The sequence below is a fragment of the Agrobacterium sp. M50-1 genome (assembly GCF_049843495.1).
Lineage (GTDB): Bacteria > Pseudomonadota > Alphaproteobacteria > Rhizobiales > Rhizobiaceae > Agrobacterium > Agrobacterium radiobacter.
Window position 1 is genome coordinate 316,815 of sequence record NZ_JBBHZH010000006.1, and the last position, 22,228, is coordinate 339,042.

At 59.1% G+C, this 22,228-nt stretch carries 18 protein-coding genes; 10 read left to right on the forward strand and 8 right to left on the reverse strand.

Annotated features, from left to right (window positions below; genetic code table 11):
- The first annotated feature begins 2 nt into the window (after positions 1 to 2).
- From WDZ78_RS16585 to WDZ78_RS16600, 4 genes are all read left to right on the forward strand, one after another.
- Complete coding sequence (locus WDZ78_RS16585; RefSeq protein ID WP_020010903.1) at positions 3 to 887, forward strand: carbohydrate ABC transporter permease; 885 nt, start codon at positions 3 to 5, stop codon at positions 885 to 887.
- Positions 884 to 1,741, forward strand: coding sequence for a carbohydrate ABC transporter permease (locus WDZ78_RS16590; protein ID WP_004443724.1), 858 nt, complete (start codon positions 884 to 886; stop codon positions 1,739 to 1,741). Before WDZ78_RS16585 ends, WDZ78_RS16590 begins: the two co-directional genes overlap by 4 nt.
- A gap of 38 nt (positions 1,742 to 1,779) precedes the next feature.
- Positions 1,780 to 3,012 (forward strand): ABC transporter substrate-binding protein, encoded by a 1,233-nt coding sequence (locus WDZ78_RS16595; RefSeq protein WP_425673620.1) that lies wholly within the window; start codon positions 1,780 to 1,782, stop codon positions 3,010 to 3,012.
- A 188-nt stretch (positions 3,013 to 3,200) separates the two neighbouring features.
- Complete coding sequence (locus tag WDZ78_RS16600; protein ID WP_425673621.1) at positions 3,201 to 4,313, forward strand: ABC transporter ATP-binding protein; 1,113 nt, start codon at positions 3,201 to 3,203, stop codon at positions 4,311 to 4,313.
- A 151-nt stretch (positions 4,314 to 4,464) separates the two neighbouring features.
- Here WDZ78_RS16600 and WDZ78_RS16605 read toward each other — a convergent pair whose 3' ends face one another.
- Positions 4,465 to 4,950, reverse strand: a complete 486-nt coding sequence (locus WDZ78_RS16605; RefSeq protein WP_425673622.1) for a hypothetical protein — start codon at positions 4,948 to 4,950, stop codon at positions 4,465 to 4,467.
- A gap of 243 nt (positions 4,951 to 5,193) precedes the next feature.
- On the opposite strand from WDZ78_RS16605, the gene WDZ78_RS16610 reads away from it, so the two are divergent.
- From WDZ78_RS16610 to WDZ78_RS16635, 6 genes are all read left to right on the forward strand, one after another.
- Positions 5,194 to 6,057: a MurR/RpiR family transcriptional regulator gene (locus tag WDZ78_RS16610; RefSeq protein WP_425673623.1), complete on the forward strand. Its 864-nt coding sequence runs from the start codon at positions 5,194 to 5,196 to the stop codon at positions 6,055 to 6,057.
- 84 nt (positions 6,058 to 6,141) lie between these two features.
- The gene (locus WDZ78_RS16615) at positions 6,142 to 6,924 is read left to right on the forward strand and encodes an SDR family oxidoreductase (protein WP_425673624.1); all 783 of its coding nucleotides are present in this window, start codon (positions 6,142 to 6,144) and stop codon (positions 6,922 to 6,924) included.
- A gap of 44 nt (positions 6,925 to 6,968) precedes the next feature.
- Entirely contained in the window at positions 6,969 to 8,888 is a 1,920-nt protein-coding gene (locus tag WDZ78_RS16620; protein WP_425673625.1) for a beta-N-acetylhexosaminidase, read from the forward strand.
- Positions 8,889 to 8,900: 12 nt separating this feature from the next.
- Complete coding sequence (locus WDZ78_RS16625) at positions 8,901 to 10,334, forward strand: M81 family metallopeptidase (protein WP_425673626.1); 1,434 nt, start codon at positions 8,901 to 8,903, stop codon at positions 10,332 to 10,334.
- Positions 10,335 to 10,397: 63 nt separating this feature from the next.
- Complete coding sequence (locus tag WDZ78_RS16630) at positions 10,398 to 11,603, forward strand: MFS transporter (protein WP_425673627.1); 1,206 nt, start codon at positions 10,398 to 10,400, stop codon at positions 11,601 to 11,603.
- A gap of 26 nt (positions 11,604 to 11,629) precedes the next feature.
- Positions 11,630 to 12,370, forward strand: a complete 741-nt coding sequence (locus WDZ78_RS16635) for a copper homeostasis protein CutC (protein WP_425673628.1) — start codon at positions 11,630 to 11,632, stop codon at positions 12,368 to 12,370.
- On the opposite strand, the gene WDZ78_RS16640 is transcribed toward WDZ78_RS16635, so the two are convergent.
- From WDZ78_RS16640 to WDZ78_RS16670, 7 genes are all read right to left on the reverse strand, one after another.
- Complete coding sequence (locus WDZ78_RS16640; protein ID WP_425673629.1) at positions 12,336 to 13,487, reverse strand: glycosyltransferase family protein; 1,152 nt, start codon at positions 13,485 to 13,487, stop codon at positions 12,336 to 12,338. The genes WDZ78_RS16635 and WDZ78_RS16640 overlap by 35 nt on opposite strands.
- Positions 13,484 to 14,731: a glycosyltransferase family 4 protein gene (locus tag WDZ78_RS16645; RefSeq protein ID WP_425673630.1), complete on the reverse strand. Its 1,248-nt coding sequence runs from the start codon at positions 14,729 to 14,731 to the stop codon at positions 13,484 to 13,486. Before WDZ78_RS16645 ends, WDZ78_RS16640 begins: the two co-directional genes overlap by 4 nt.
- 43 nt (positions 14,732 to 14,774) lie before the next feature.
- Positions 14,775 to 15,983, reverse strand: coding sequence for a glycosyltransferase family protein (locus WDZ78_RS16650; RefSeq protein ID WP_020010915.1), 1,209 nt, complete (start codon positions 15,981 to 15,983; stop codon positions 14,775 to 14,777).
- Between the two features lie 72 nt (positions 15,984 to 16,055).
- Positions 16,056 to 17,231 carry an ABC transporter permease gene (locus WDZ78_RS16655; RefSeq protein WP_020010916.1) on the reverse strand — a complete coding sequence of 392 codons (1,176 nt, stop codon included), beginning with the start codon at positions 17,229 to 17,231 and terminating at the stop codon, positions 16,056 to 16,058.
- A complete protein-coding gene (locus tag WDZ78_RS16660) occupies positions 17,228 to 18,226 on the reverse strand; it encodes an ABC transporter permease (protein ID WP_026363773.1) in 999 nt (332 codons plus the stop codon). The genes WDZ78_RS16655 and WDZ78_RS16660 overlap by 4 nt, the downstream gene beginning before the upstream one ends.
- 1 nt (position 18,227) lies before the next feature.
- The gene (locus WDZ78_RS16665; protein ID WP_425673631.1) at positions 18,228 to 20,129 is read right to left on the reverse strand and encodes an ABC transporter substrate-binding protein; all 1,902 of its coding nucleotides are present in this window, start codon (positions 20,127 to 20,129) and stop codon (positions 18,228 to 18,230) included.
- Positions 20,126 to 22,018, reverse strand: coding sequence for an ABC transporter ATP-binding protein (locus WDZ78_RS16670; protein WP_020010919.1), 1,893 nt, complete (start codon positions 22,016 to 22,018; stop codon positions 20,126 to 20,128). The genes WDZ78_RS16665 and WDZ78_RS16670 overlap by 4 nt, the downstream gene beginning before the upstream one ends.
- Positions 22,019 to 22,228: the final 210 nt, after the last annotated feature.

Below are 22,228 nucleotides of genomic sequence, written 5' to 3' on the forward strand. Positions count from 1 at the left end.
CGATGGATGCGAAACGCAGCGCGGTCGTCTTCGCCTGGCTTCTTCTTCTGCCGGCGCTTTTATACATCACGGTTATCGTTGCTTATCCGCTCGTCGATACCTTCATCCTGTCCTTCACCGATGCGTCGCTTAGAAAAACGACGAACTGGGTGGGATTCATCAACTACGAGAAGATTTTCAACGCGACTTTTGCCGAGGTCATCACGCGGACCTTTATCTGGACGTTCTTTTCCGTCTCGATAAAGATGATCATCGGCACATTTGGTGCAGTCCTGCTGAATTCGGCCGTTCCCGGTCGGGCGCTGTTTCGCCTTTTGACCATGCCGCCATGGATCGTGCCGATGGCTATCGGTATCTTCATGTGGGGCTGGATGTATAACGGCCAGTTCGGCATGATTTCCGGCGTGCTGCAAAATCTCGGGCTTGTGAATGGGCCTGTTGCTTTCCTTGCTTATGGCAACACCGCCTTCTGGGCGACGATCATCACCGACGTGTGGATCGGTGTGCCGATGGTGACGCTTTATCTGCTGGCGGCCATTCAGGCCATTCCGCAGGATCTCTATGAGGCGGCGTGGACGGACGGCGCCAGCCGCGCCTACCGCTTCCGCCGTATCACGCTGCCGCTGATGCTGCCCGCCATGATTACCATGTCGATGATCTCGCTGATTTCGACCTTCAATTCCTTCGATATCATCTGGATCCTGACGCAGGGCGGCCCGACCGGCCAGACCACGACCATGATCATCGACACGTACAAGACGGCGATCGGCTCCTACAAATACGGTGAGGGTGCGGCGCGCGCCGTGCTGATCTGCATCTTCCTGTCGATCTTCACCTATTTCTACTTCCGCATCACCAGCCGTATCTCGCAGGAGGCCAGCCGATGACCGACAAGAATGCGATGATCAACCGCTACAGGTGGTATGAAATTGTCGGGATCTATTGCGGCATCGCCGTATTCCTGACCTTCGTGCTGGCGCCCTTCGTGGAAGGGTTTCTGGTTTCGCTGAAACCGCTGAGCCTGCTTTTCTCCTCGCCCTACAAGTTCTGGCCGACGAACGGTTCCTTCGAGGCCTACCGCACCATGTGGGTCAGCGTTCCGGGCTTTGCCCGCTACGTCTTCAACTCCTTCTTCATTTCGACGATCTCGACGATCATCGTTCTGCTTCTGGTGGTTCCGGCGTCCTATGCCTTTGCCAGGTTCCAGTTTCGCGGTCGCGGGCAATTGCTTGGCGCATTTCTGGCGATCAACATGTTCTCCGGCGCGGTGCTTCTGATCCCGCTTTACCGGTTGATGCGCAACATGGGTGTGCTCAACACCTATCTGGCGATGATCATTCCCGGCGCCGCCTTCCTTATCCCGACCGCCATCTGGCTGTTGCGCACCTACATGCTGCGTATCCCGCGGGAACTGGAAGAAGCGGCCTATGTGGATGGCGCGAGCTACTTCTACACCTTCCGCCGGGTGATCCTGCCGCTGGCGATGCCGGGCATCGCTGTCGTCTCCATCACCACCTTCATCGGCGCCTATGCCCAGCAGTTCATCTTTGCGCTCACCTTCAATTCCAAGACCGAATATATGCCGCTGCCCATCGGCCTCTTCGCCTATTTCGGTCGTCAGGAAGTCATCTGGAATGAGTTGATGGCGGCCAGTTTCGTCGGCATTGCGCCGGCCATGGTCGTGATCTTCTTCATGCAACGATATCTCGTCAGCGGCCTTACCGCCGGCGCGGTGAAATAAACAACAACCGGAACGACCACCAAAACGGGAGACTACCTATGGCACTGAAACATTACGGATTGGCGCTCTGCGCTTTCGCATTTGCCGGTTCCACTGCCCTTACCACGGTGACGGCGCACGCCGCCGACAAGGAGATCAGCTGGATCTATTGCGGCGACAAGATGGACCCTATCCATGAGAAATACATCAAGGAATGGGAAGGCAAGAACGAGGGCTGGAAGGTTGTGCCTGAGGTCGTCGGCTGGGCGCAGTGCCAGGACAAGGCGACCACGCTTGCCGCTGCCGGCACGCCTGTCGCCATGGCCTATGTCGGTTCGCGCACGCTGAAGCAGTTCGCGCAGAACGATCTGATCGTTCCGGTGCCGATGACGGAAGACGAAAAGAAGACCTATTACCCCAATATCGTCGACACGGTTACTTTCGAGGACACGCAATGGGGCGTGCCGGTCGCATTCTCGACCAAGGCGCTCTACTGGAACAAGGATCTGTTCAAGCAGGCCGGTCTCGACCCGGAAGTGCCGCCGAAGACCTGGGCTGAAGAAATCGCCTTCGCCAAGCAGATCAAGGAAAAGACCGGCATTGCCGGTTATGGCCTGCCCGCCAAGACCTTCGACAACACCATGCATCAGTTCATGCACTGGGTTTATACCAATAACGGCAAGGTCATCGACGGCGACAAGATCACCGTCGACAGCCCGCAGGTCGTTGCAGCCCTCACGGCTTACAAGGACATCACGCCTTATTCCGTCGAAGGTCCCACGGCCTACGAGCAGAACGAAATCCGCGCCATCTTCCTTGATGGCAAGGTTGGCATGATCCAGGCCGGTTCGGGTGCTGCAACCCGCCTGCAGGAAACCAAGATCAATTGGGGCATTGCCACGCTGCCGCTCGGCCCTGAAGCCAAGGGTCCCGGCACGCTGCTCATCACCGACAGCCTGGCGATCTTCAAGGGAACCGGCGTGGAAGAAAAGGCGACCGAATTCGCCAAATTCATCACTTCGCCCGGCCCGCAGGGCGAATACGAGTTGCAGGGCGGCGCTGGCCTCACCCCGCTGCGTCCGTCGGCCAAGGTGGATGAATTCGTCGCCAAGGACCCCTTCTGGAAGCCGCTGATCGACGGTATCGCCTATGGTGGTCCCGAGCCGCTCTTCACCGACTACAAGGGCTTCCAGGATACGATGATCGAGATGGTGCAGTCTGTCGTTACCGGCAAGGCGACCCCGGAGGATGCCGCGAAGAAGGCCTCCGCCGCTCTCGAGCAGTATAAATAATCCACAATGCGACGGTTGCGGGTGCAGGTCGCCCGCAACCTCATGAATTCGCCGCGAGAATGCCATCCGCTGTGACGGAAGGGGCTTCCCGTGTTTTTCAACGGTTCCGGTAAGGCGCGGTTTTCCCCCGTGTTGCGGAACGTCTCTGAACGCAGCCTGATGTCGGCTGGTGACGGGAGAGGCAAGTTTTGGGTCAGCTTTATCTCAACAACGTCCGCAAGAACTATGGACATTTCGAAGTCATCAAGGGTGTTCAGCTCGACATCAGGGATGGCGAGTTCGTCGTTTTTGTCGGCCCCTCGGGATGTGGCAAATCCACATTGCTGCGCATGATCGCGGGCCTTGAGGATATTTCCGGTGGCGACGTCGTCATTAACGGCGTGAAGGTCAATGAATTGCCGCCGGTCAAGCGCGGCATCGCCATGGTGTTCCAGTCCTATGCGCTCTATCCGCATATGACGGTCTTCGAAAACATCGCTTTTCCCCTCCGCGTCGAGAAGATGGAGGAGGACAAGATCAAGCAGAAGGTCGAGGGTGTCGCGAAAATCCTCCAGCTCGATCAGCGCCTGCAGCAGCGCCCCGGCATGTTGTCCGGCGGCCAGCGCCAGCGCGTGGCGATCGGCCGTGCCATCGTTCGAGAGCCGAAGATATTTCTGTTCGATGAGCCGCTTTCCAACCTTGATGCGGCGCTTCGCGCCGATATGCGCATCGAACTCACCAATCTTCACCGCACGCTGAAAGCGACGATGATCTATGTCACCCACGATCAGGTGGAAGCCATGACCATGGCGGACCGGATCGTGGTGCTGAATGCCGGTGAAATCGCCCAGGTCGGTGCGCCGCTCGAGCTTTATCACAAGCCAGCCAACCTGTTCGTGGCCGGCTTCATCGGCAATCCGAAAATGAATTTCCTGAAGGTGACCTGTAAATCCGTCAGCGCCGAGGGCGTGACGGTGGAATATGAAGGCCAGACGATTACGGTGCCGGTCGAGCCGCGTGCCGGCCTTGAAGGCGGGCAGTTGACGCTCGGAATCCGCCCGGAACATACCGGCCTCGAAACGGCAGACCTCAATATCAAGGTTGCGCCGAGCGTGATCGAACGGCTTGGGGTCAATACCATTGCTTATGGCGTTGCGCCGACAGGTGAGAATTATTGCGCCCTGCTTTCCGGCTCCGCACCTGTGGTCGTGGATGAACCGATCGTCACCGGCATCAACGCATCGGATTGCCATCTATTCGATGAGAGCGGCGTCGCGCTGGAACGGCGCGTCGATCTCTCAGTTCTCAAGCTGATCCAATAGGGGCAGGAACCGGGCCATGAAATCTGTTTCCCCGTGCCCGGCTGTTCCTGACGCGATCCGTCTCAGGCAGTATTTTCCCGTTCCTTCCAGACGAAAAAACAACGCCGGGCTTTTGGCCCGGCGTGCAAAACCTTACTGCATGTGCGCTGGATCACGGCATGGGGTTGGGCATGTAGCCGGTGAAACCGCTGATCTTCCAGCGTCCCTCATGCAGCCGGCAATAATAGAGCGTCTGCCATTTCATGACGTCGAAGCTGTCGTCCGCCTTGCGAAGCCCGCCGTCGAACTTCTTGCGCGCCAGCGCGGTCTCGCCTTCCACTTCGATTTCTTCCAGCGTGGTGGTCGCAAAGATCGCATCGCGTGGCTTCTCCGCGAATTGCTGGGTTTGAAAATCCCGCGCCTGCCGCAGCCATTCGTCGCGATAGGCGGTAAGCGAAGGGAAGGACAGGCGCCAATTGTCCGGGTTCGCATCCCGGTTGGCGTTGATGCCGAGAAAGCCGTCCTCGACGAAATCATCCGCGACCTTCGACCAGTCGGCGGCGAGGAATGCGTCGATGTCCCGCGTCACCAGCATCTCCCAGATGGAATGGCGGGCGACGTCCGTTGCGGGAAAGGGGTTTTTGAAGGGGTCACGCATGGTTTGGGTCCGTTTTTGAAATTATTTTCAAGATTTGGAGTTTTCTCTGGCGATGGTTGTTGGCATATGCTCATTTGTCAATCAACAGAGAAAATAATTTTCAAATCAGAGGTGTCCGCCGTGTCGTCAGTGGGACGAAACAAGGTCGATTCAGGGGTCTATGCGGTTGACGGGCGCGCTTTATTAGGGTGCATCGGTAACAGGGCCAGGCTTTAAGTTTTGGCGGAACGGAGACCGATGAGCATGGATATTTTCGCAAGGATACAGGAAGACAAGGGGCAGTTCTCGCAATCGGAACGGCGGATCGCCGATATTCTGGTTTCGGACTTCGAATTCGCCGTCAATGCCTCGATCATCGAGCTTGCGGCCCGGGCCGAAGTGTCTCCGCCGACGGTGACGCGGTTCTGCCGGCGTCTCGGCTGCCAGAGCTTTTCAGATTTCAAGGTCAGCCTCGCCAAGACCGCCTATGTGGGTATCCGATACCTCACCTCCGAACCGTCCAGCACTGGTCCCTCGGATGTTGCGGAAGAGGTGCTTGCCAAGGCGCAGGAAGCGCTTTTCCTGCTGCACAGGACGCTCGATCCCGCCCTTGCCGATGAAGCGGCGATCAGGATCGCCAATAGCGGCATGATCTATGCTTTCGGCGCAGGCGGCAATTCCTCGATGATCGCTTCGGAAATCCAGAACCGGCTGTTCCGCCTTGGCCTGCGTGTTTCGACCAGCGCCGATCACAGCATGCAGCTGATGATGACGGCTGCAGCGCGCAAGGAAGACGTCATCATCGGTTCGTCCTTTTCCGGCCGCAACATGGAACTGGTGAAATGTTTCAGGCTGGCGCGGGAAATGGGGGTAACCACCATTGCGCTCACCCAGAGTGACACGCCTGTCGCTGCGGCCGCCGACATGGTGGTGGCCGTCAATGTACCCGAGGGAAACAATATCTTCCGCCCCACCTCATCGCGCTACGCCTATCTGGCCGCCGTCGATGTTCTGGCGACGCTTGCTGCTTATCATCAACGGCAACGATCGATGGTGACTTTGCGTCACATCAAGCAGCAGCTCGTGGAACACCGTGACCCGGATGACAAGCAATTGCTCGGTGATTGAGGGCGGTATGCCGAAAAATACAGGCTGCTTTGCCTGAAACCCGGCTTTTTGGCGGGTCGGAAAGCTTCAAGGGAGTGGTAGGAGATGAAGGACAGGAAAGATCAGCTCGCCGTCGTTACCGGCGCAGCAGGTGATATTGGCCGGGCAATTGCCGTGGCGCTCGCTGAAAGCCATGCAAAGGTAGTGTTGGTCGATATCGATTCCGACGCTCTTTCGGGCGCGCTATCCCTGCTTTCCGGTCCGCATTTCGTTGCGAAAACCTGCGATGTCACCGATCCGCAGGACCTTGCGAGGCTGGCCGCTGAGGTTGCGGAACTGGGCGATGTTGCGACCCTCATCAACAATGCGGGTGCCGCAAGGGCCGTCAGCCTGCATGACACGACCGCCGATATATGGCGCAAGGATAATGCCCTCAATCTCGAAGCGCCGTTTCTCTGCTTCAGGGCTTTCGAGGACGCGCTGAAGCGGACGCAAGGGTCGGTGGTCAACATCACGTCTGTCAATGGCATGGCGGTATTCGGCCACCCGGCCTACAGCGCGGCGAAGGCCGGGTTGATCCATCTGACGAAGCTGATCGCTGTCGAATACGGCAAATTCGGTATCCGCTCCAACGCCGTTGCGCCGGGCACCGTGCGCACGCAGGCATGGGAGGCGCGGGCCGCCGTCAATCCTCAGGTCTTTGAGGAGGCAAAGCACTGGTATCCGCTGCAGCGGATCGTGCGGCCCGAAGATGTGGCCAATGCGGTCGCTTTCCTCGCCAGTCCGCAGGCCGCCGCCATCAGCGGCGTGTGCCTGCCGGTTGATTGTGGTCTCACGGCAGGGCAGGCACCGCTTGCCCGGACTTTCTCGCAATCCGAACACTACTGATCAAAACCGTCTCACCGGTTCAATGCGCAATAAAGGGGAGCATCATGGCGCTCGCACAATATCGTCTTGAAAATTCTTGGCATCCGCTCGCAGAGTCCGCATCGGGCGGCTTTACCTTCACCCTCGTCAATCTTTCCGGCGCGCCGCTGAAGGATTTCCGTATTGTTTACACGTCGCTGACGCGTACGGTGGACAAGCCGGTGTGCGGCAATGCCGTTTATCTGCGCCGCAACGCCAATTTCCATGAATTTGCACCGCCGCCGGGCTTTATGCTGGAGCCGGGAAAATCCTGGCGCTTCACCGTCGATGGCCTGCTGCGGCCGGCCAGGCATCGCACGGATGGCGCGAAATCCGCCTATATCAGCCTTGCCGATGGAACGCATCGCGCCGTTGATGTCGGTGACCTGATGCTGGATGGGCGTCACAGCGAACCCGCACCGGTATTGCTTCCCGAGGGAAAGCTCGATTTGCCCTTCTCCATCCAGCCCTGGCCCGCTGAAATTGACGCCGAACCAGGCGAGGGTTTTCCCGTCGCGCTCTTCCCGGCGGAAGATGCGAGCGCAGAAGAAGTGCTTGCAGTGGAAGCCGTGCTTTCGCTGTTCCGCCGGCTTTTTGCCGTTGGCCATGTGCCTTTCAGCCTTGCGCCGGTTCATGAGGGAAAACCGCTTCGTTTCAAGCAGCATAGCGGGCTGGAAGCGGAAGGTTATCGCCTCAGCTTTTCCAAAGAAGCAGTTGTCGTGGAATATTCGGCCGCTGCCGGTCTGCAATATGGCCTGACGGTTCTGGCGCAGTTGCTGCATGGCGCGCGCATCGACCCCAAATTTCGCTTCCCGGCCTCCGGCGCCATTAGCGATGCGCCGCGTTATAGCTGGCGTGGCTGCCATCTCGATGTTTCGCGGCAATTCTATCCGACAGGCGATGTCCTGCGGCTTATCGATATTCTCGCATGGCTGCGCATGAACCGCTTCCATTGGCATCTGACGGATGACGAGGCATGGCGGCTCGAAATCAAGGCCTATCCGCTGTTGACCAGCGTTGGGGCAACCCGCGGTCCGGATGCGCCGCTTCTGCCGCAGCTCGGTAACGGGGCTGAACCCGTGTCCGGCTATTACACGCAGGACGATGTGCGCATGGTCGTCGCGCATGCGGCGGCATTGAATATCGAAATCGTGCCGGAAGTCGATATTCCCGGCCACAGTACGGCGGCTCTTGTCGCCTATCCGGAACTGACGGACGGGCAGGAAGCGCCGGACAGTTACCGCTCTGTGCAGGGATATCCCAATAATGCGCTGAACCCGGCCATTGAGCCCACTTATGAGTTCCTCGGCAAGATATTCGACGAGATGGTTGAGCTCTTCCCGTCGCGGCTGATCCATATTGGCGGCGACGAGGTCGCGGATGGGTCGTGGCTCGCCTCGCCGCTTGCCAAGGCGCTGATGGAAAAGGAGGGGCTGGATGGCACCTTCGGCATCCAGTCCTATTTCATGAAACGTATTCAGGGGATGCTGCATGAGCGCGGCCGCCAGCTTGCCGGCTGGGACGAAGTTTCCCATGGTGGTGGTGTCGATCCGGCCGGAACGTTGCTGATGGCATGGCAGAAGCCGGAAGTTGGGCTTGAGCTTGCGCGCCAGGGTTACGACGTGGTTATGACGCCGGGTCAGGCCTATTATCTGGACATGGTGCAGGATGAAGCCTGGCAGGAGCCGGGCGCAAGCTGGGCCGGCACCGTTCCGCCTTCGCATACTTATGCCTATGAAGCCGTCGGCGAATTTCCCGAGGAGTTGAAGGAGCGGATGAAGGGCGTTCAGGCCTGCATCTGGTCGGAACACTTCCTCAACCGTGCCTATTTCAACCATCTGGTTTTCCCGAGGCTGCCGGCCATCGCCGAGGCGGCGTGGACACCAAAGGCGCAGAAGGACTGGCTGCGTTTTTCCGCCATCGTCCCCTTGAGCCCGGTTTATTGAGGGGAAACCGACATGCGTATTGCCGTTGGTGGAATTCATACCGAATGCAGCACCTATTCGCCGGTGCTGATGGGGCAGGAAGATTTTCGTGTCTTTCGCGGCGTCGAACTGCTGGAGGCTGAGTATTTCAATTTCCTCGGTGAGGGCGTGGCAGACGTGCTGCCGCTTCTGCATGCGCGTGCGGTGCCGGGCGGACCGGTGTCGCGTGCGGCCTATGACGCGTTCAAGCGGGAATTCCTTGAACGTCTGAAGGCCGCGCTGCCGCTTGACGGGCTTTATCTCGCCATGCACGGCGCGATGAATGTCGAAGGCATGGACGATGCGGAAGGAGACTGGATTTCCAGCGCGCGCGCTGTGGTGGGCCCGGATGTAATCGTTTCCGCGAGCTACGATCTGCATGGTAATGTCAGCCAGACGATCATCGACCAGCTCGACATATTTGCCGGCTACCGAACTGCGCCGCATATCGACGTGCGCGAAACGATGGTGCGGGCCTGGACGATGCTGCTGAAGGCCCTGAAGACCGGCGAAAAGCCCGGCGTGGTATGGGCGAAAATTCCGGTTCTGCTGCCAGGTGAGAAGACCTCCACGGAAGATGAGCCTGCCAAAAGCCTTTATGCGGTTCTGCCGGATCACGATGCACTACCCGGCATTTGGGATGCGAATTTCATGATCGGTTACGTCTGGGCCGATGAACCCCGGGCAACGGCCTGCGCCGTCGTGACGGGAACGGACAAAGCGGCAGCACAGGCGGTCGCGACCGAGATCGCGCAATCCTACTGGAATGCCCGGCAGGACTTTCGTTTCGGCCCCGTGACCGAGCCGCTTGAGGCCATCCTGGATATTGCCGAAAACACGGCAACGCGACCGATCATTCTCGCCGACTCGGGCGATAATCCGACCGGTGGCGGGGTTGGCGATCGCGCCGATGTTCTGGCTGCGCTGATTGCGCGCCACTGGCAGGGTGCGCTGCTGGGCGGCATCACAGACCGGCCGGCGGTCGAAGCCTGTTTTGCGGCCGGCGAAGGTGCAACACTTTCCCTGGAGATCGGCGGCAGTCTCGATCCGCAGAGCGCGTCTGTCACCGTCGAGGCCCGCGTTGTGAAACTGGACGACCCAGGTGCTGCGGAAGAGCGGCAGGCGGTGGTCGCCATCGGTGGCATCACGGTCATTCTGGCGGCGCGGCGCAGGCCTTATCATATGATTTCGGATTTCACCCGTCTCGGCTTTAATCCAAAGGACGTGGGGCTGCTGGTCGTCAAGTCCGGTTATCTTTCACCGGAACTTGCACCGATCGCCAATCCCAACCTCATGGCGCTGACGGAAGGGGTTATCAATCAGGATATCGAAAATCTTCCCAATCGCCGCCGGGATGGCGATTTTTACCCATGGAAGCCGCATTTCGACTATACCCCCCAACCCATCCTTTCGGCCCGCTGGCGATGACAGCGGTCCGGTAGCTTTTTACCCAGCGATCCGGCGGTGCCGGATCATCTCAGGCGAATCTCCATGCCGTCGGCTCTTTCCATCGTCATCAATAATCCGTCGATCCGCATCGGGGCGCTCGCCATCCTGTTTTTCGGGTTTTCGAATGCGGCGACCGCCCCCTATCAGGCGGTCATCGGCATTCGCGAAATCGGGCTGAGCAACAGCGTCTATTCGCTGTTGATGCTGTTTGCCGCCGTCATCAATGTCAGCGCCAGCGTGCTGATGGGCATCGTCGCCGACAGGCTGGGCGAATATCGCAAGCCAATGCTCTATATCGCACTCTTTGGCGTCAGCGGTTATCTGCTGGTTTATCTGGCTGGCAACGCCACTGCCTTCATCGCGGCGAAGCTGGTGCTTCTGCCGATTTTCGGGGCGATGAATTCGTTGATCTTCGCGCATGTGCGCGCCGACGCGCGCAACCTTTCGACGGGTGAGATGATCGCGGTGAATTCGATCATGCGGGCGACCATCTCGCTTTCCTGGGTGCTGGTGCCTGGTATTGTCGGTGTTTTTCTGGTGAATTCCGGCAATATGCTGATGGCTTTCCTGTTTTCGGGCATCTGCGCGCTTGTCTGCTTTCTGCTCGTCGCCTTTTGTCTGCCGCGGGCCGCCACGCCGGCATCGGTAAATACCGAGGCGCGGTTCGGCCTGCGCGCCTCGCTTGCGGAAATCGGATCACGGCGGGTGCTGCTCAGGATCATCGCCATCGCGCTTATCTGCTCGATGCTGCATCTCAACGATTCCGTGCGCTCGCTTATCATAACCGGACAGGCCAAGGGCACGGTGGCGGATATCGGTATTGTTGCGGGTATCGTCGCTGCGCTGGAAATCGTCTTCATTCTCCTCTGGGGCTGGATCGAGAAGAAGGTTCCGCAAACGCTGACACTTGCGGCGGGAGCGGGGCTTTATGCCATCTATCTCATCCTGCAGGGGCTTGCTTCCGCGCCGTGGCATATTTACGCGCAGACGGTCATCAGTGCGCTGGGCGCTGCCGCGATCATCAGCATTCCCATTACCTACCTGCAGGAATTGATCGCGGACCGGCCGGGGCTCGGAAGCTCGCTGATCGCCGTCAATATCTTCCTCGGGGCTGGTCTGGGTGCGTTGATTTTTGCCGTTGGAACCCTGGTCTCCAGCTATTCGGGAACTTCCATATTGGGAGCAATCGTGGGGCTCGGCGGCGTTTATATGCTTTACGCGCTTGATGGAAAGGGCCGCCGCAGGTAACGGCCACCCAAATGAAAGAGGTTACGATGATTCTCGAGATTTGTGTGGACGATGTCGCCGGTCTGGAAGCGGCGGTCAGCGGCGGGGCCGATCGCATCGAGCTCTGTGCGGCGCTGTCGGGCGGCGGTGTGACGCCATCGGCGGGTTTCATGCAACGCGCGGCGTCCTGCGGGTTGCCGGTGAGCGTCATGATCAGGCCGCGCGCCGGTGATTTCGTGTTCACACGCGACGAAGCGGATGTGATGAAACGCGACATCGATGCGGCGCGTGCTGCAGGCCTTTCCGGCGTGGTGCTTGGCGCGTCGCGTGGCGATGGTTCACTCGATATTGCCTTGCTGGAAGAACTGCGCAGTCATGCCGACGGGCTGGATGTGACGCTGCATCGGGCTTTCGATGTCGTGCCTGACATGGAAGAGGCGCTGGAAGCCGCCATCGCATTGGGGTTTCCAAGAATTCTCACTTCCGGTGGCGCGCGTTCAGCGCTTGAGGGGATGGAGGCTCTGGCGCACCTGTCCGAGGTGGCCGCAGGCCGGATCGTCATCATGCCCGGTGCTGGCGTGCGTCCGCAGAGCGTTCAGACATTGCTGGATCGCTTCCCGATCACGGAAATCCACGCATCCTGTTCCGCCGTTCCGGCCTATGATCCCGACAGCAGGGTGGCGAAGCTAGGCTTCACCGGCGCAGGGCGTAAGGTTACCGATGAGGCGGCGGTTCGCGAGTTGAAGACGATCCTCACCGCTCATCATAGAGGCGGCGCAGCGCTCTAGCCGTTCCGGCCGCGCCATCGAGATCGAGCGTGACCGTGCCGGGTGCCGGCAAGGCCATCGTCGCCTTGATGGCATCGGCCATCGCTTGCGCGGAAATATCCTTTTCCTCCAGCACATGCGCCAGCCCCAGCCGCGCCAACCGTTCGGCACGGGCGCTCTGTTCGGTTTCGCCCCCGGCCGCGAAGGGGATCAGAAGCGAGCGGCATTTTGCCTGAAGAATATCGCAGACGGTATTGTAACCGGCCTGTGAAATCGAAAGCCGTGCCCCGGCGAGCAAACTTGCGAAATCCTTGCGGAAACGGAAGACGGACACATTCTCGGTCGCCTGTGCCGAGATCGCATCGAAATCCGCCTGCGGCATGTTTGGACCGGTTACGAGGCACCAGTTCTTGATGCCATCAAGCAGAGGGGCGGCCTCCAAAGCAGCCCGTATGAGTGTGGCACCCACTGCGCCGCCGCCCGCGGAAACCACGATATCGAATTTTTCCGCCGGTTCCGGCGGCGGAAGGGGAGCGACGAGGCCGGTATAGACGATGCGCTGGCTGATTTCGCCAGCAAGCGGAAAGGTGTCTTCCAGCCGGGCGAAATCCGGATCGCCATGGACGAGCACCGCGTCGAAATGTTTCTTCACCAGCGACACGGTCTCTTCGTCCCGTCCCGGTTTGGTTTTTTCCTGGAGAATATCGCGCAGCGACGCCATGACGAGAGGGCGCGGTTCGCTGTCCTCAATCTCACGGAGAAGCGGCATCAATTCGAAACGCACCTGTCTTCGGCCAAAAGGAAAAGCCTCGATGACAACGATATCGGGTTTGGCGCCGTGATAGGCCCCGATCAGCATATCGGTTCTAAGCTTCTTGAAGTCGTCATCCACCGGTTTGCCGGAACTGTCGACCAGGCCGGCAAAGCTGCCGTCGCTGACGGCGATGGGCGGCAATTCGACATGGCGGATGCCTTCGCCCGGAAAGCCCGGGACCGGGGTGCCGCCCGTCACCAGAACCACATCAAAACCGTCCGCCTGCAGGGCGTTGGCAACGCGGCTGGCGCGGGCGATATGGCCGATGCCGAGAAGATGCTGCACGTAAAAGAAGACGCAGGGGCGTTTTTCCGTATCGGTCATGGCGTTTTTTCCCACTCGGTCTCGAACAGGGCCTTCAGTTCGGCAATGCTGGTGCGATGGTCGAAGGCGGTGCGCACACGGTTTTCGGCGGCGCTGCCAAGACGCTGGCGCAATTGCGGATCGGTGATGGCCATGCGCAGCGCCTCTGCAAAAGCGGCCGGATTGTCCGGTTCCGTCAACAGGCCGTTTTCACCGCTGACGAAGAATTCCGGGATGCCCGATATGTTGGTGGAGATGCAGGTCAGCGCCTGGCTCGCGGCCTCGACCAGCACATTGGGAAGGCCATCGCGGTCGCCATCGCTGGTGATGCGGCAGGCAAGGGCGAAGAGGTCCGCCTCCCGGTAGTTTTCCAATACCTGTTTCTGGTCCATCGCCCCGGTCCAGACGATCCTGTCGGCAATGCCGAGTTCGTCGGCAAGTTTCTTCAGTGCGGCGAGTTCATCGCCGCCGCCGATATGGGTGAAACGCCAATGGATATTCTGGGGAAGCGAGGCGAGCGCGCGCAGCAGAATATCGATGCCCTTTTTCTTGACGGCTCGGCCGACGCTTAAAATCCTGACAGGATCATCGGCGTTCGATCCGTCCCTTACCGGACGCGGTGTCTTGAAATGCGGGAAGCGGGTAAGATCCAGCCCGTGATAGCTCAGATGCACATTCTTCTTAGCCCCGGAAAGGGTCTGCAGATGCTGAAAACCGCCGGCGGTGCAGGTCACAGCCCAGCGTGCGCTTTGCAGCTTGGCGGCAAGGTCGCGGTCGTTCGAGGTCCAGATGTCCTTCGCGTGCGCCGAGATCGTCCAGGGCGTGCCTGTCATCAGATGGGTATAAGCAGCGACCGAGGCGGGCGTGTGGATGAAGTGAACGTGCAGCCATTCGGCATCGTCCGGCCATTCATGTGCGAGCACCGCGGCCTGCCCGAAACGGCGGAAGCGGTTGCGGCTGAGGTCATGCGGCAGGTCGCTGAAAAAGCGGCGAAGCGCTTTGGTGAAGCCCGGCTTTTTGCGGCAGGCCCATAGCGCCCTCAGAACGCGCAGCGGTTCCTCGTGCAGATACTCCGGCAAATAGGTAACGGGCGCGCGGATTTCATCGTGAACGGGATGGCGCTTCTTGTCCGTGGGTCGGCGCATCGACATGAGTTCGAGCTTCAGGCCGGCCTTTTCCAGCCCGAGAAGCTCCTGAGCTATGAATGTCTCGGACAGGCGCGGATAGCCCTTGAGGAGCACCACGATTTTTTTTGTATCGGTCACGTTGCGCGTGTCTCTTTTGAAGTGGTGTTTGTCGGGGAACCGGTCACGCGGTTAGCGTGATCGGCGCCTTGTCGCCCTCGGGCGGCAGCCATTCGGCGATCCGGCGCGATATGTTTTCCAGACCATCCAGCTTCAGCCCGCGCGCATTGACGGAAGGCGGCGCGCGGTTTGGCAGTGCCTTCAGAGCTGCTGCCATCTTTGCCGGATTTTCGGCGTCTTCCGGTAGAAGCATGTCGAAAAGGCCAAGCTCCGAGGCGCGGCTGGCGCGGATAAGCTGCTCTTCGCGCGGCACCGTGCGCGGCACGACGAGGGCGGGTTTGTCGAAAGACAATATCTCGCAGACGGTGTTGTATCCGCCCATGGAAACAACGGCCTGCGCGCCGGCGACGAGATCTTCCATGCGATTGTCGAACTCGATGATCTCGATATGCGGGATATCGGCGACGCTGTTCATGAAGCGCTGGCGCTGATCCGCCGGCATATAGGGGCCGAGCACCACCAGCGCCTTATGCGTCAGTTCGCTGTCATGGCGATAGGCGTTGATGACGTCATCGATCAATTCGCTGCCATCACCGCCGCCTCCGGTGGTGATGAGAAGATAATCGCCTTCCGGCCGGTGCGCCACGGTTTCCGCCTGTGTTTTCGACCGCTGCAGGAAACCGACGAAATCCATCTTGTCGCGCACGGTGTTAGGAACATCGAGCCCCGTCAGCGGGTCGTGGAAATCCGGCGGGCCATAGATCCAGACATGGTCGTAAAACTGGCCGATCTTTGTCATGACATTGTTGCGCTTCCACTCCGCTTCGAGCAGCTGCGGCGCATCCATGACGTCGCGCAGGCCGATGACGAGCTTGGTGCCCTGTCCCTTGAGATAGGCGAGCGTTTCCTCCACCTCGCCGCGCAGGCCCATGGGCTCCTTGTCGACGATGAAGATATCCGGCTGGAAGCTTTCAGCGGTGTGATAGATGATGGAGCGGCGCATCTTCAGCGTTTCCTGAAGATCGATATGCCTGTCCATCGAGGTATATTCACCGTTGCGCAGTTTGATGACGCTCGGGATTTTCACGAAATCGACGCGGGCGCGATAATCGAAGGCGCCGGCAATTGTCGCACCTGAAATGATGAGGACGTTGAGGCCGCGATAGTCCTCCACCAGAGCATGCGCAATCGTGCGACACCGCCGCAGATGGCCGAGGCCGAAGGAATCATGGCTGTACATGAGAATGCGCGCGTCGTTCAAACGGGAGCTCATGGGCCAGACCTCTTTTTGCCTTTCACGATGAAGGCGGCGTCGGAAGGGCAGTGTATCAAGACGTATTCCATTTTATTTGAAGGGGTCCGCAGCATCACGTAGTCCGTCACCGAAGAAATTAAAGGCCAGAATGACGAGAACGACCGGGATCGTCGGTATTAGAAGCCACGGATATAGCGCAATGACGCTGACGCTGCGCGCCTCTGTGAGCAGAATTCCCCAACTTGTGATCGGTGGTCTGAGACCAAGCCCGAGAAAGCTCAGTGCGGTCTCGCCCAGGATCATGCCCGGAATTGTCAATGTGGCAGAGGCGATCAGGTGTGACATAAAGCCGGGAATAAGGTGTCTGCCGATAATGCGCGGCGTGCCCGCGCCCATCAATTGTGCAGACAAAACATAGTCTTCTTCGCGAAGCGCCAGCAGTTTTGAGCGCACGGCGCGCGCCAGCCCCGTCCAGTCCAGCATGCCGAGAATGATGGTGATGCCGAGATAGACGAGGATGGGGCTCCACGTCACCGGCATGATGGCCGCAAGCGCCAGCCACAGCGGAATGCTCGGGATGGATTGCAGGACTTCAATCACACGCTGGACAATCAGATCGAAGGTGCCGCCGCGATAACCCGCAAGACCACCGATCACAATGCCGAGAACGAAGCTCATGGCGACGCCAAGAAGACCGATCGTCAGCGAAATGCGGGCGCCATAGATGATGCGGGACAGCACGTCACGGCCAAGACGATCCGTCCCGAGCAGGAACAATTCACCGCCTTCCGCCGGGCAAACGAGATGGGTCCTGCCCTCGAACATGCCCCAGAAGCGATAGGTATCGCCCTTGCAGAAGAAACGCAGCGGCTGGATATCTGTCGGCACGTCCCGATAGACCCGCCTCAGATTGTCCATGTCGAGCGTCATTTCCCGGCCGTAAACGAAGGGGCCGACAAATTTTCCGTCGTTGAACAGGTGAATGGCCTGCGGTGGGGCGTAGATGTGCTCGATATTGCGGGTATGGAGATTATAGGGCGCGAGGAACTCGCTGATCAGGATCGAAAGGTAAAGCACCACCAGAAAAGCGCCGGACCAGACCGCGATCTTGTGCTGGCGGAACTGCCACCACATGAGACGCAGCTGCGAGGCCTTGCTGAAGGCCGCCATTCCTGACGTGTTGGGTTCGATCAGCGAGGGGTCGAAGGGCGCTGTCGAGACATAATGGGGCAGCGCTTCGCCGGGGTTCGGAATGGATGAAGTCATTTGACGTTACCACCTCCGAAGCGGATTCGCGGGTCGAGTATGGCAAGGGCGATATCCGACACCAGAACGCCGATCACCGTCAGGAAAGCAAGGAACATCAGGAACGAACCGGCCAGATACATATCCTGGCTCTGCAACGCCCTGATGAGCATCGGGCCGGTGGTTTCAAGCGACAGGACGACGGCGGTGATTTCCGCGCCTGATATGATCGCAGGCAGGATCGAACCGATATCGGAGATGAAGAAATTCAGCGCCATGCGCAGCGGATATTTGGTCAGTACCTTGAATGGATGAAGCCCCTTGGCCCGGGCCGTCACCACATACTGTTTCTGCAATTCATCGAGCAGATTGGCGCGCAGGCGGCGGATCATGCCGGCCGTACCTGCCGTTCCGATGATGAGGACTGGGATCCAGATATGTTCGAGGATCGATTTGAATTTCGCCCAGCTCATCGCCTGGTTCAGATATTCCCGGTCCATCAGATGGCCGATGGAGATGCCAAACCAGATATTGGCAAAATACATCAGGATCAACGCCAGCATGAAATTGGGAATGGCGATGCCGAGCAGGCCGAGGAAGGTAAGCCCGTAGTCACCCCAGCTATATTTGTGCGTGGCGGAATAGATGCCGATTGGAAAAGCGAGGATCCAGGTGACGATGATGGTGACGAAGGACACCAGAACCGTCAGCCACAGGCGGTCTCCCACCACATCGCTGACCGGCAGCTGATATTCGAAGGAATAACCGAAATCGCCAACCAGCATCCCTGTCGCCCAGCGGAAATAGCGGATCGGTGCCGGCTGGTCGAAACCGTAACGGACGCGCAGCTCCTCGATTTCGGCAAGGTTCGCCGTCTCGCCCATGGCGCGCAGCTCGGCGACATAGCTTTCGAAATAATCGCCCGGCGGCAATTCGATGATGGTGAAAACCAGCATCGAGATCAGGATCAGCGTCGGGATCATGACGAGGATGCGCTTTAAAATATACCGCAGCATATCAGGCGTCTCCGTCATACCAGAAGCTATCCGGCATATAGACGCCGAGATAGGATGTGGGCTCGTAACCGAAAAGCGCCTTGTCCGGCACATTTCGCATGCGTTTGACGTGAACGACGGGTTGTAGCGCGCCGTTGACGATGCCGATGGAAAACACCTGCTGGGTATAGATGCCCAGCATTTCCAGCCAGATGGCTTCGCGCTCCTGTTCGGTGACGCTTCTGCGCCATTTTTTCAGGAGATCGAGCAGATGCGCCGCCTCCGGCAGATCGGGCTCCTTGCCCTCGCGGCCGCCAGAAAGATAATGCACACCCCAGACCGGCCATTGCAGCTGGTCGTCACCGGTGGGCGCAAGGCCGGAAGGCAGCATATCAGGTGTCGGCACACCATTGTCCATGCCCATCCATACCGACATCAGCACCTCGCCGCCCATGGCGCGTTTACGGAAAACATCGCGCTGGGTGGGGCGCACGGAAACAGCAATACCGATATGCCGCCAGTGATCCGTCACCAGCTCCATCACGTCGGTTTCGAGCGTGCTTTCGCCAGTCGTCTCGACGATGATATAGGCCGGACGCCCATCCGGCAGGAGCCGAAGGCCGGCGCTGTCGCGCTTGTCGAGACCGGCTTCATCGAGCAGCCTGTTGGCGGTTGCGCGGTCGAAGGCGCTCCAGGCGTCCGCAAATTCCTGCCGGTAAAGCGGGCTTTCCGGCAGAACGGTATCGGCGCTCTCCTTCGCCAGCCCGTAAAAACATACCATGTTGATTTCGTGCCGGTTGATCGCAAGGGACAAAGCACGGCGCACGCGTACGTCCTGAAAAGCACTGCGCCAGACCGGATCGGCGCAATTCAGATTGGGAAGAAGCGCGACGCGCGATCCCTGTGAGCGCTTGTAGAGGTTGACCTTCAGGGGAAAGCGCTTTTCCGCGTCCTTCAAGAAGGTGTAGTCGGCGAAATCGAGGCCGAAATATTGCAGGTCGCTGTCGCCGGACGCCGTCTTGGCCGAGATGATGTCGGACGACGTGACGTTCAGCAGGAAGCGGTCGAGATAGGGCAATTGCAGGCCGTTTTCGTCGACACGATGATAATAGGGGTTGCGTTCGAACACGAACTGTTCGGCTGGCGGCGCGGTTGTGTTGCGCCAGGCATCCAGTGTCGGCAGAGCTGGGTTTTCCGGGCGCACCTGCCGCGACATCTTGATATGCAGCCCGCTCCAGTCGTCCGCCTTGTTTTTCTTGATGAGTTTGGCGAGGTTTTCCGCAGTCTGATATTTGACGTGGAACTGCTTCATATAGGCGGCAGGCAGGAACAGCCGCGCCGGTGAGGCGGCCGCGAGCTTCGCCAGAAAATCCGGGTTGGGGCCGTCCCAGGTGTAACGCACCGTCAGCTGGTCAATGACCTCGATCAGAGGCGGCTTGTTATTGACCAGAAGTTCGATCGGGGGACCGCCCTTGTGGATTTCCTTGTTGAGGGCGACATCCTCCCAGAAATAGCGGAAATCCTCAGAGGTGAAGTCGCTGCCATCGGACCATTTGTGGCCCTCACGCAGCTGGAAGGTGAAAATGCGTTCGTCCTGAACCTCGTAGCTTTCCAGAATATCCGGATGAAGCTCGAATTTTTCGTCATAACCGACAAGGCGGGCGTAATTGCTGATCGGCATGAGCCTGATATCACGCTGGCCGCCAATGAGCATGCGCACAGAGCCGCCATGTTTTCCCGGCTCACGGCCAAGCGCTTTCATGTCGATGACGCGCGGGTTTTTCGGCAGCCGCTCGGCCACATCGGGCAATTCACCCTTTTCCCGTTTTTCCTTGAAATAGGCGGGGTCGGTATAGGCGGCTCGCGCATAGGCCGGCAGGAAGACAGAGGCCAGCAAAGCAAGGGTGGTGCGGCGCGTGATCAAGGGCGAAGCTCCCGGATGTCGGCATTGCCGTTTGCGAGAACGAAATGGCCGTCGCCCAGATCGGCGGAGATCATGTCCCCATCACCCTCGTCCCGGAACTGCTTGCCCCAGTCGAATTTGCCCGTCGCGCTGATCTTGCCGATGGTGCGGAAATCGAGCGGACGGTCGAGATCGGGGAATGGCACAGCCGCCAGCAGCGATTTGGTATAGGGATGCACGGGAGCGCGCATCATGATTTCCCGCGGGGCCAGCTCGACGATGCGGCCCTCGCACATCACGGCCACGCGGTCGGCCATGTAATCCACCACCGCCAGATTGTGCGAGATGAAGAGATAGGTAAGCCCGAGGTCTTTTTGCAGATCCTTGAGCAGGTTGAGAATTTGCGCCTGCACGGAGACGTCGAGAGCGGAGACGGGTTCGTCGCAGATCAGCAGTTCGGGTCCGAGCGCCAATGCTCTGGCGATACCGATACGCTGCCTCTGTCCGCCGGAGAAACTGTGGGGGTAACGGTTCAGCGCGCTTTCGCCAAGCCCGATAGCCCTGACGAGATTGCGGACTTTCTCCGCGCGGTATTTCGCATCGCCCCGTCCGTGGATTTCGAGCGGCTCGCTCAGAATATTGCCAACGGTCATGCGTGGAGACAGCGATGATATCGGGTCCTGAAAGACCATCTGTATCTTCGACCGCAGCTCCTTGAGGTCTCCATCCCTGGCATTGAGGACATCGATATCGCCCTCGGGCCGATGAAAGGTTACCGAACCTTCATCCGGGCGCACGGCGCGCATGAGGATTTTGCTGACGGTGGTCTTGCCGCTGCCGCTTTCGCCGACCAGCCCGAGGCATTCTCCGCGGCGGATTTCAAAACTGACGCTGTTGACCGCCTTGGTGGCGTTGGCGTCGCCCTTGCGGAACCAGCTGGATTTGCGGGTCGTGAAGGTCTTGCTGATATTGTCCACGGTCAGGAGCGGGCCGGGGGTTTTATTGACCGCGGCGGTCTTCTTGCCGACAAGGCTTTCGTGGTCAATGTTGATTTCGCGCAGCGCCTTCAGCCTTTCGCCGGGCTTCATGTCGAAATGCGGCACGGCGGCCATCAGGCCCTTGAGATAGGGATGGCTTGGCGACTTGAAAATGTCATCGACCGTGCCCGCCTCCATGATTTCACCCTGATAGATCACGGCGACCTCATCGGCGATATTGGCCACCACGCCGAGATCGTGGGTGATGAGCAGCATGCTCATGTTCAGCCGGCTCTGGAGATCACGCAGGAGCTTGAGGATTTGCGCCTGTATCGTCACATCAAGCGCCGTCGTCGGCTCGTCGGCAATCAGGAGCGCGGGGCGACAGATCAGCGCCATGGCAATCATGGCGCGCTGGCGCATGCCGCCCGACAATTCGAAGGGATACATGTTCACGACCTTCTTGGGTTTGGAAAACCCAACGAGGTCGAGCGTTTCATACATTTTTTCCGCACGTTCGGCGGGCGACAGGATGCTGTGGATTCTGAGCGCCTCGTCGATCTGGTTGCCGATCGTATGCAGCGGCGAAAAGGACGTCATCGGTTCCTGAAAAATCAGGCCGATGCGGTTTCCGCGTATCGAGCGGATTTCCCGCCCGTCTTTCGGCAGTTGCAGCAGATCGATAGGGCCGGCTGCGGCATTTTCCGGATCGGTGAACAGCACACGGCCGTCCACGCGCGCCGTCTTGGGATGAATGCCCATGATGGTCTGGCCGATGACGGACTTTCCCGAGCCGGACTCGCCGACGAGAGCAGTGACTTTTCCCGGAAGAATGCGAAGACTGGTGCCCCTGACGGCATCGATGGTGCCGCCCATCAGAGAAAACGAAACCCGCAGATTTTCAATACGGAGCAAATCTGCGCCTGCGCTCATGCCAAAGGGTTCCTTGCCGTCTCTTTATTGTTACGTTGTGACAATTGCTCAGGAGGGCTTAAATCCACGTTATCGCAGGGTTTGTTGTCTGTCTATGCCTCTGAAACATCGAATTGTTTAGCAAATTCAAAGCCGGCTTCCGAAACGCGACGGCTTGCCTGACGGCATTTGTTTGGCGATATGTTAACGAGCGTTTTTGGATGAGGATCC

Bases quoted from the DNA above. Each gene is read 5' to 3' on its own strand.
- WDZ78_RS16585 (WP_020010903.1), top strand. From the start codon at position 3: ATGGATGCGAAACGCAGCGCGGTCGTCTTCGCCTGGCTTCTTCTTCTG.
- WDZ78_RS16590 (WP_004443724.1), top strand. From the start codon at position 884: ATGACCGACAAGAATGCGATGATCAACCGCTACAGGTGGTATGAAATT.
- WDZ78_RS16595 (WP_425673620.1), top strand. From the start codon at position 1,780: ATGGCACTGAAACATTACGGATTGGCGCTCTGCGCTTTCGCATTTGCC.
- WDZ78_RS16605 (WP_425673622.1), bottom strand. From the start codon at position 4,950: ATGCGTGACCCCTTCAAAAACCCCTTTCCCGCAACGGACGTCGCCCGC.
- WDZ78_RS16610 (WP_425673623.1), top strand. From the start codon at position 5,194: ATGGATATTTTCGCAAGGATACAGGAAGACAAGGGGCAGTTCTCGCAA.
- WDZ78_RS16615 (WP_425673624.1), top strand. From the start codon at position 6,142: ATGAAGGACAGGAAAGATCAGCTCGCCGTCGTTACCGGCGCAGCAGGT.
- WDZ78_RS16620 (WP_425673625.1), top strand. From the start codon at position 6,969: ATGGCGCTCGCACAATATCGTCTTGAAAATTCTTGGCATCCGCTCGCA.
- WDZ78_RS16625 (WP_425673626.1), top strand. From the start codon at position 8,901: ATGCGTATTGCCGTTGGTGGAATTCATACCGAATGCAGCACCTATTCG.
- WDZ78_RS16630 (WP_425673627.1), top strand. From the start codon at position 10,398: ATGCCGTCGGCTCTTTCCATCGTCATCAATAATCCGTCGATCCGCATC.
- WDZ78_RS16635 (WP_425673628.1), top strand. From the start codon at position 11,630: ATGATTCTCGAGATTTGTGTGGACGATGTCGCCGGTCTGGAAGCGGCG.
- WDZ78_RS16640 (WP_425673629.1), bottom strand. From the start codon at position 13,487: ATGACCGATACGGAAAAACGCCCCTGCGTCTTCTTTTACGTGCAGCAT.
- WDZ78_RS16650 (WP_020010915.1), bottom strand. From the start codon at position 15,983: ATGAGCTCCCGTTTGAACGACGCGCGCATTCTCATGTACAGCCATGAT.
- WDZ78_RS16655 (WP_020010916.1), bottom strand. From the start codon at position 17,231: ATGACTTCATCCATTCCGAACCCCGGCGAAGCGCTGCCCCATTATGTC.
- WDZ78_RS16660 (WP_026363773.1), bottom strand. From the start codon at position 18,226: ATGCTGCGGTATATTTTAAAGCGCATCCTCGTCATGATCCCGACGCTG.
- WDZ78_RS16670 (WP_020010919.1), bottom strand. From the start codon at position 22,018: ATGAGCGCAGGCGCAGATTTGCTCCGTATTGAAAATCTGCGGGTTTCG.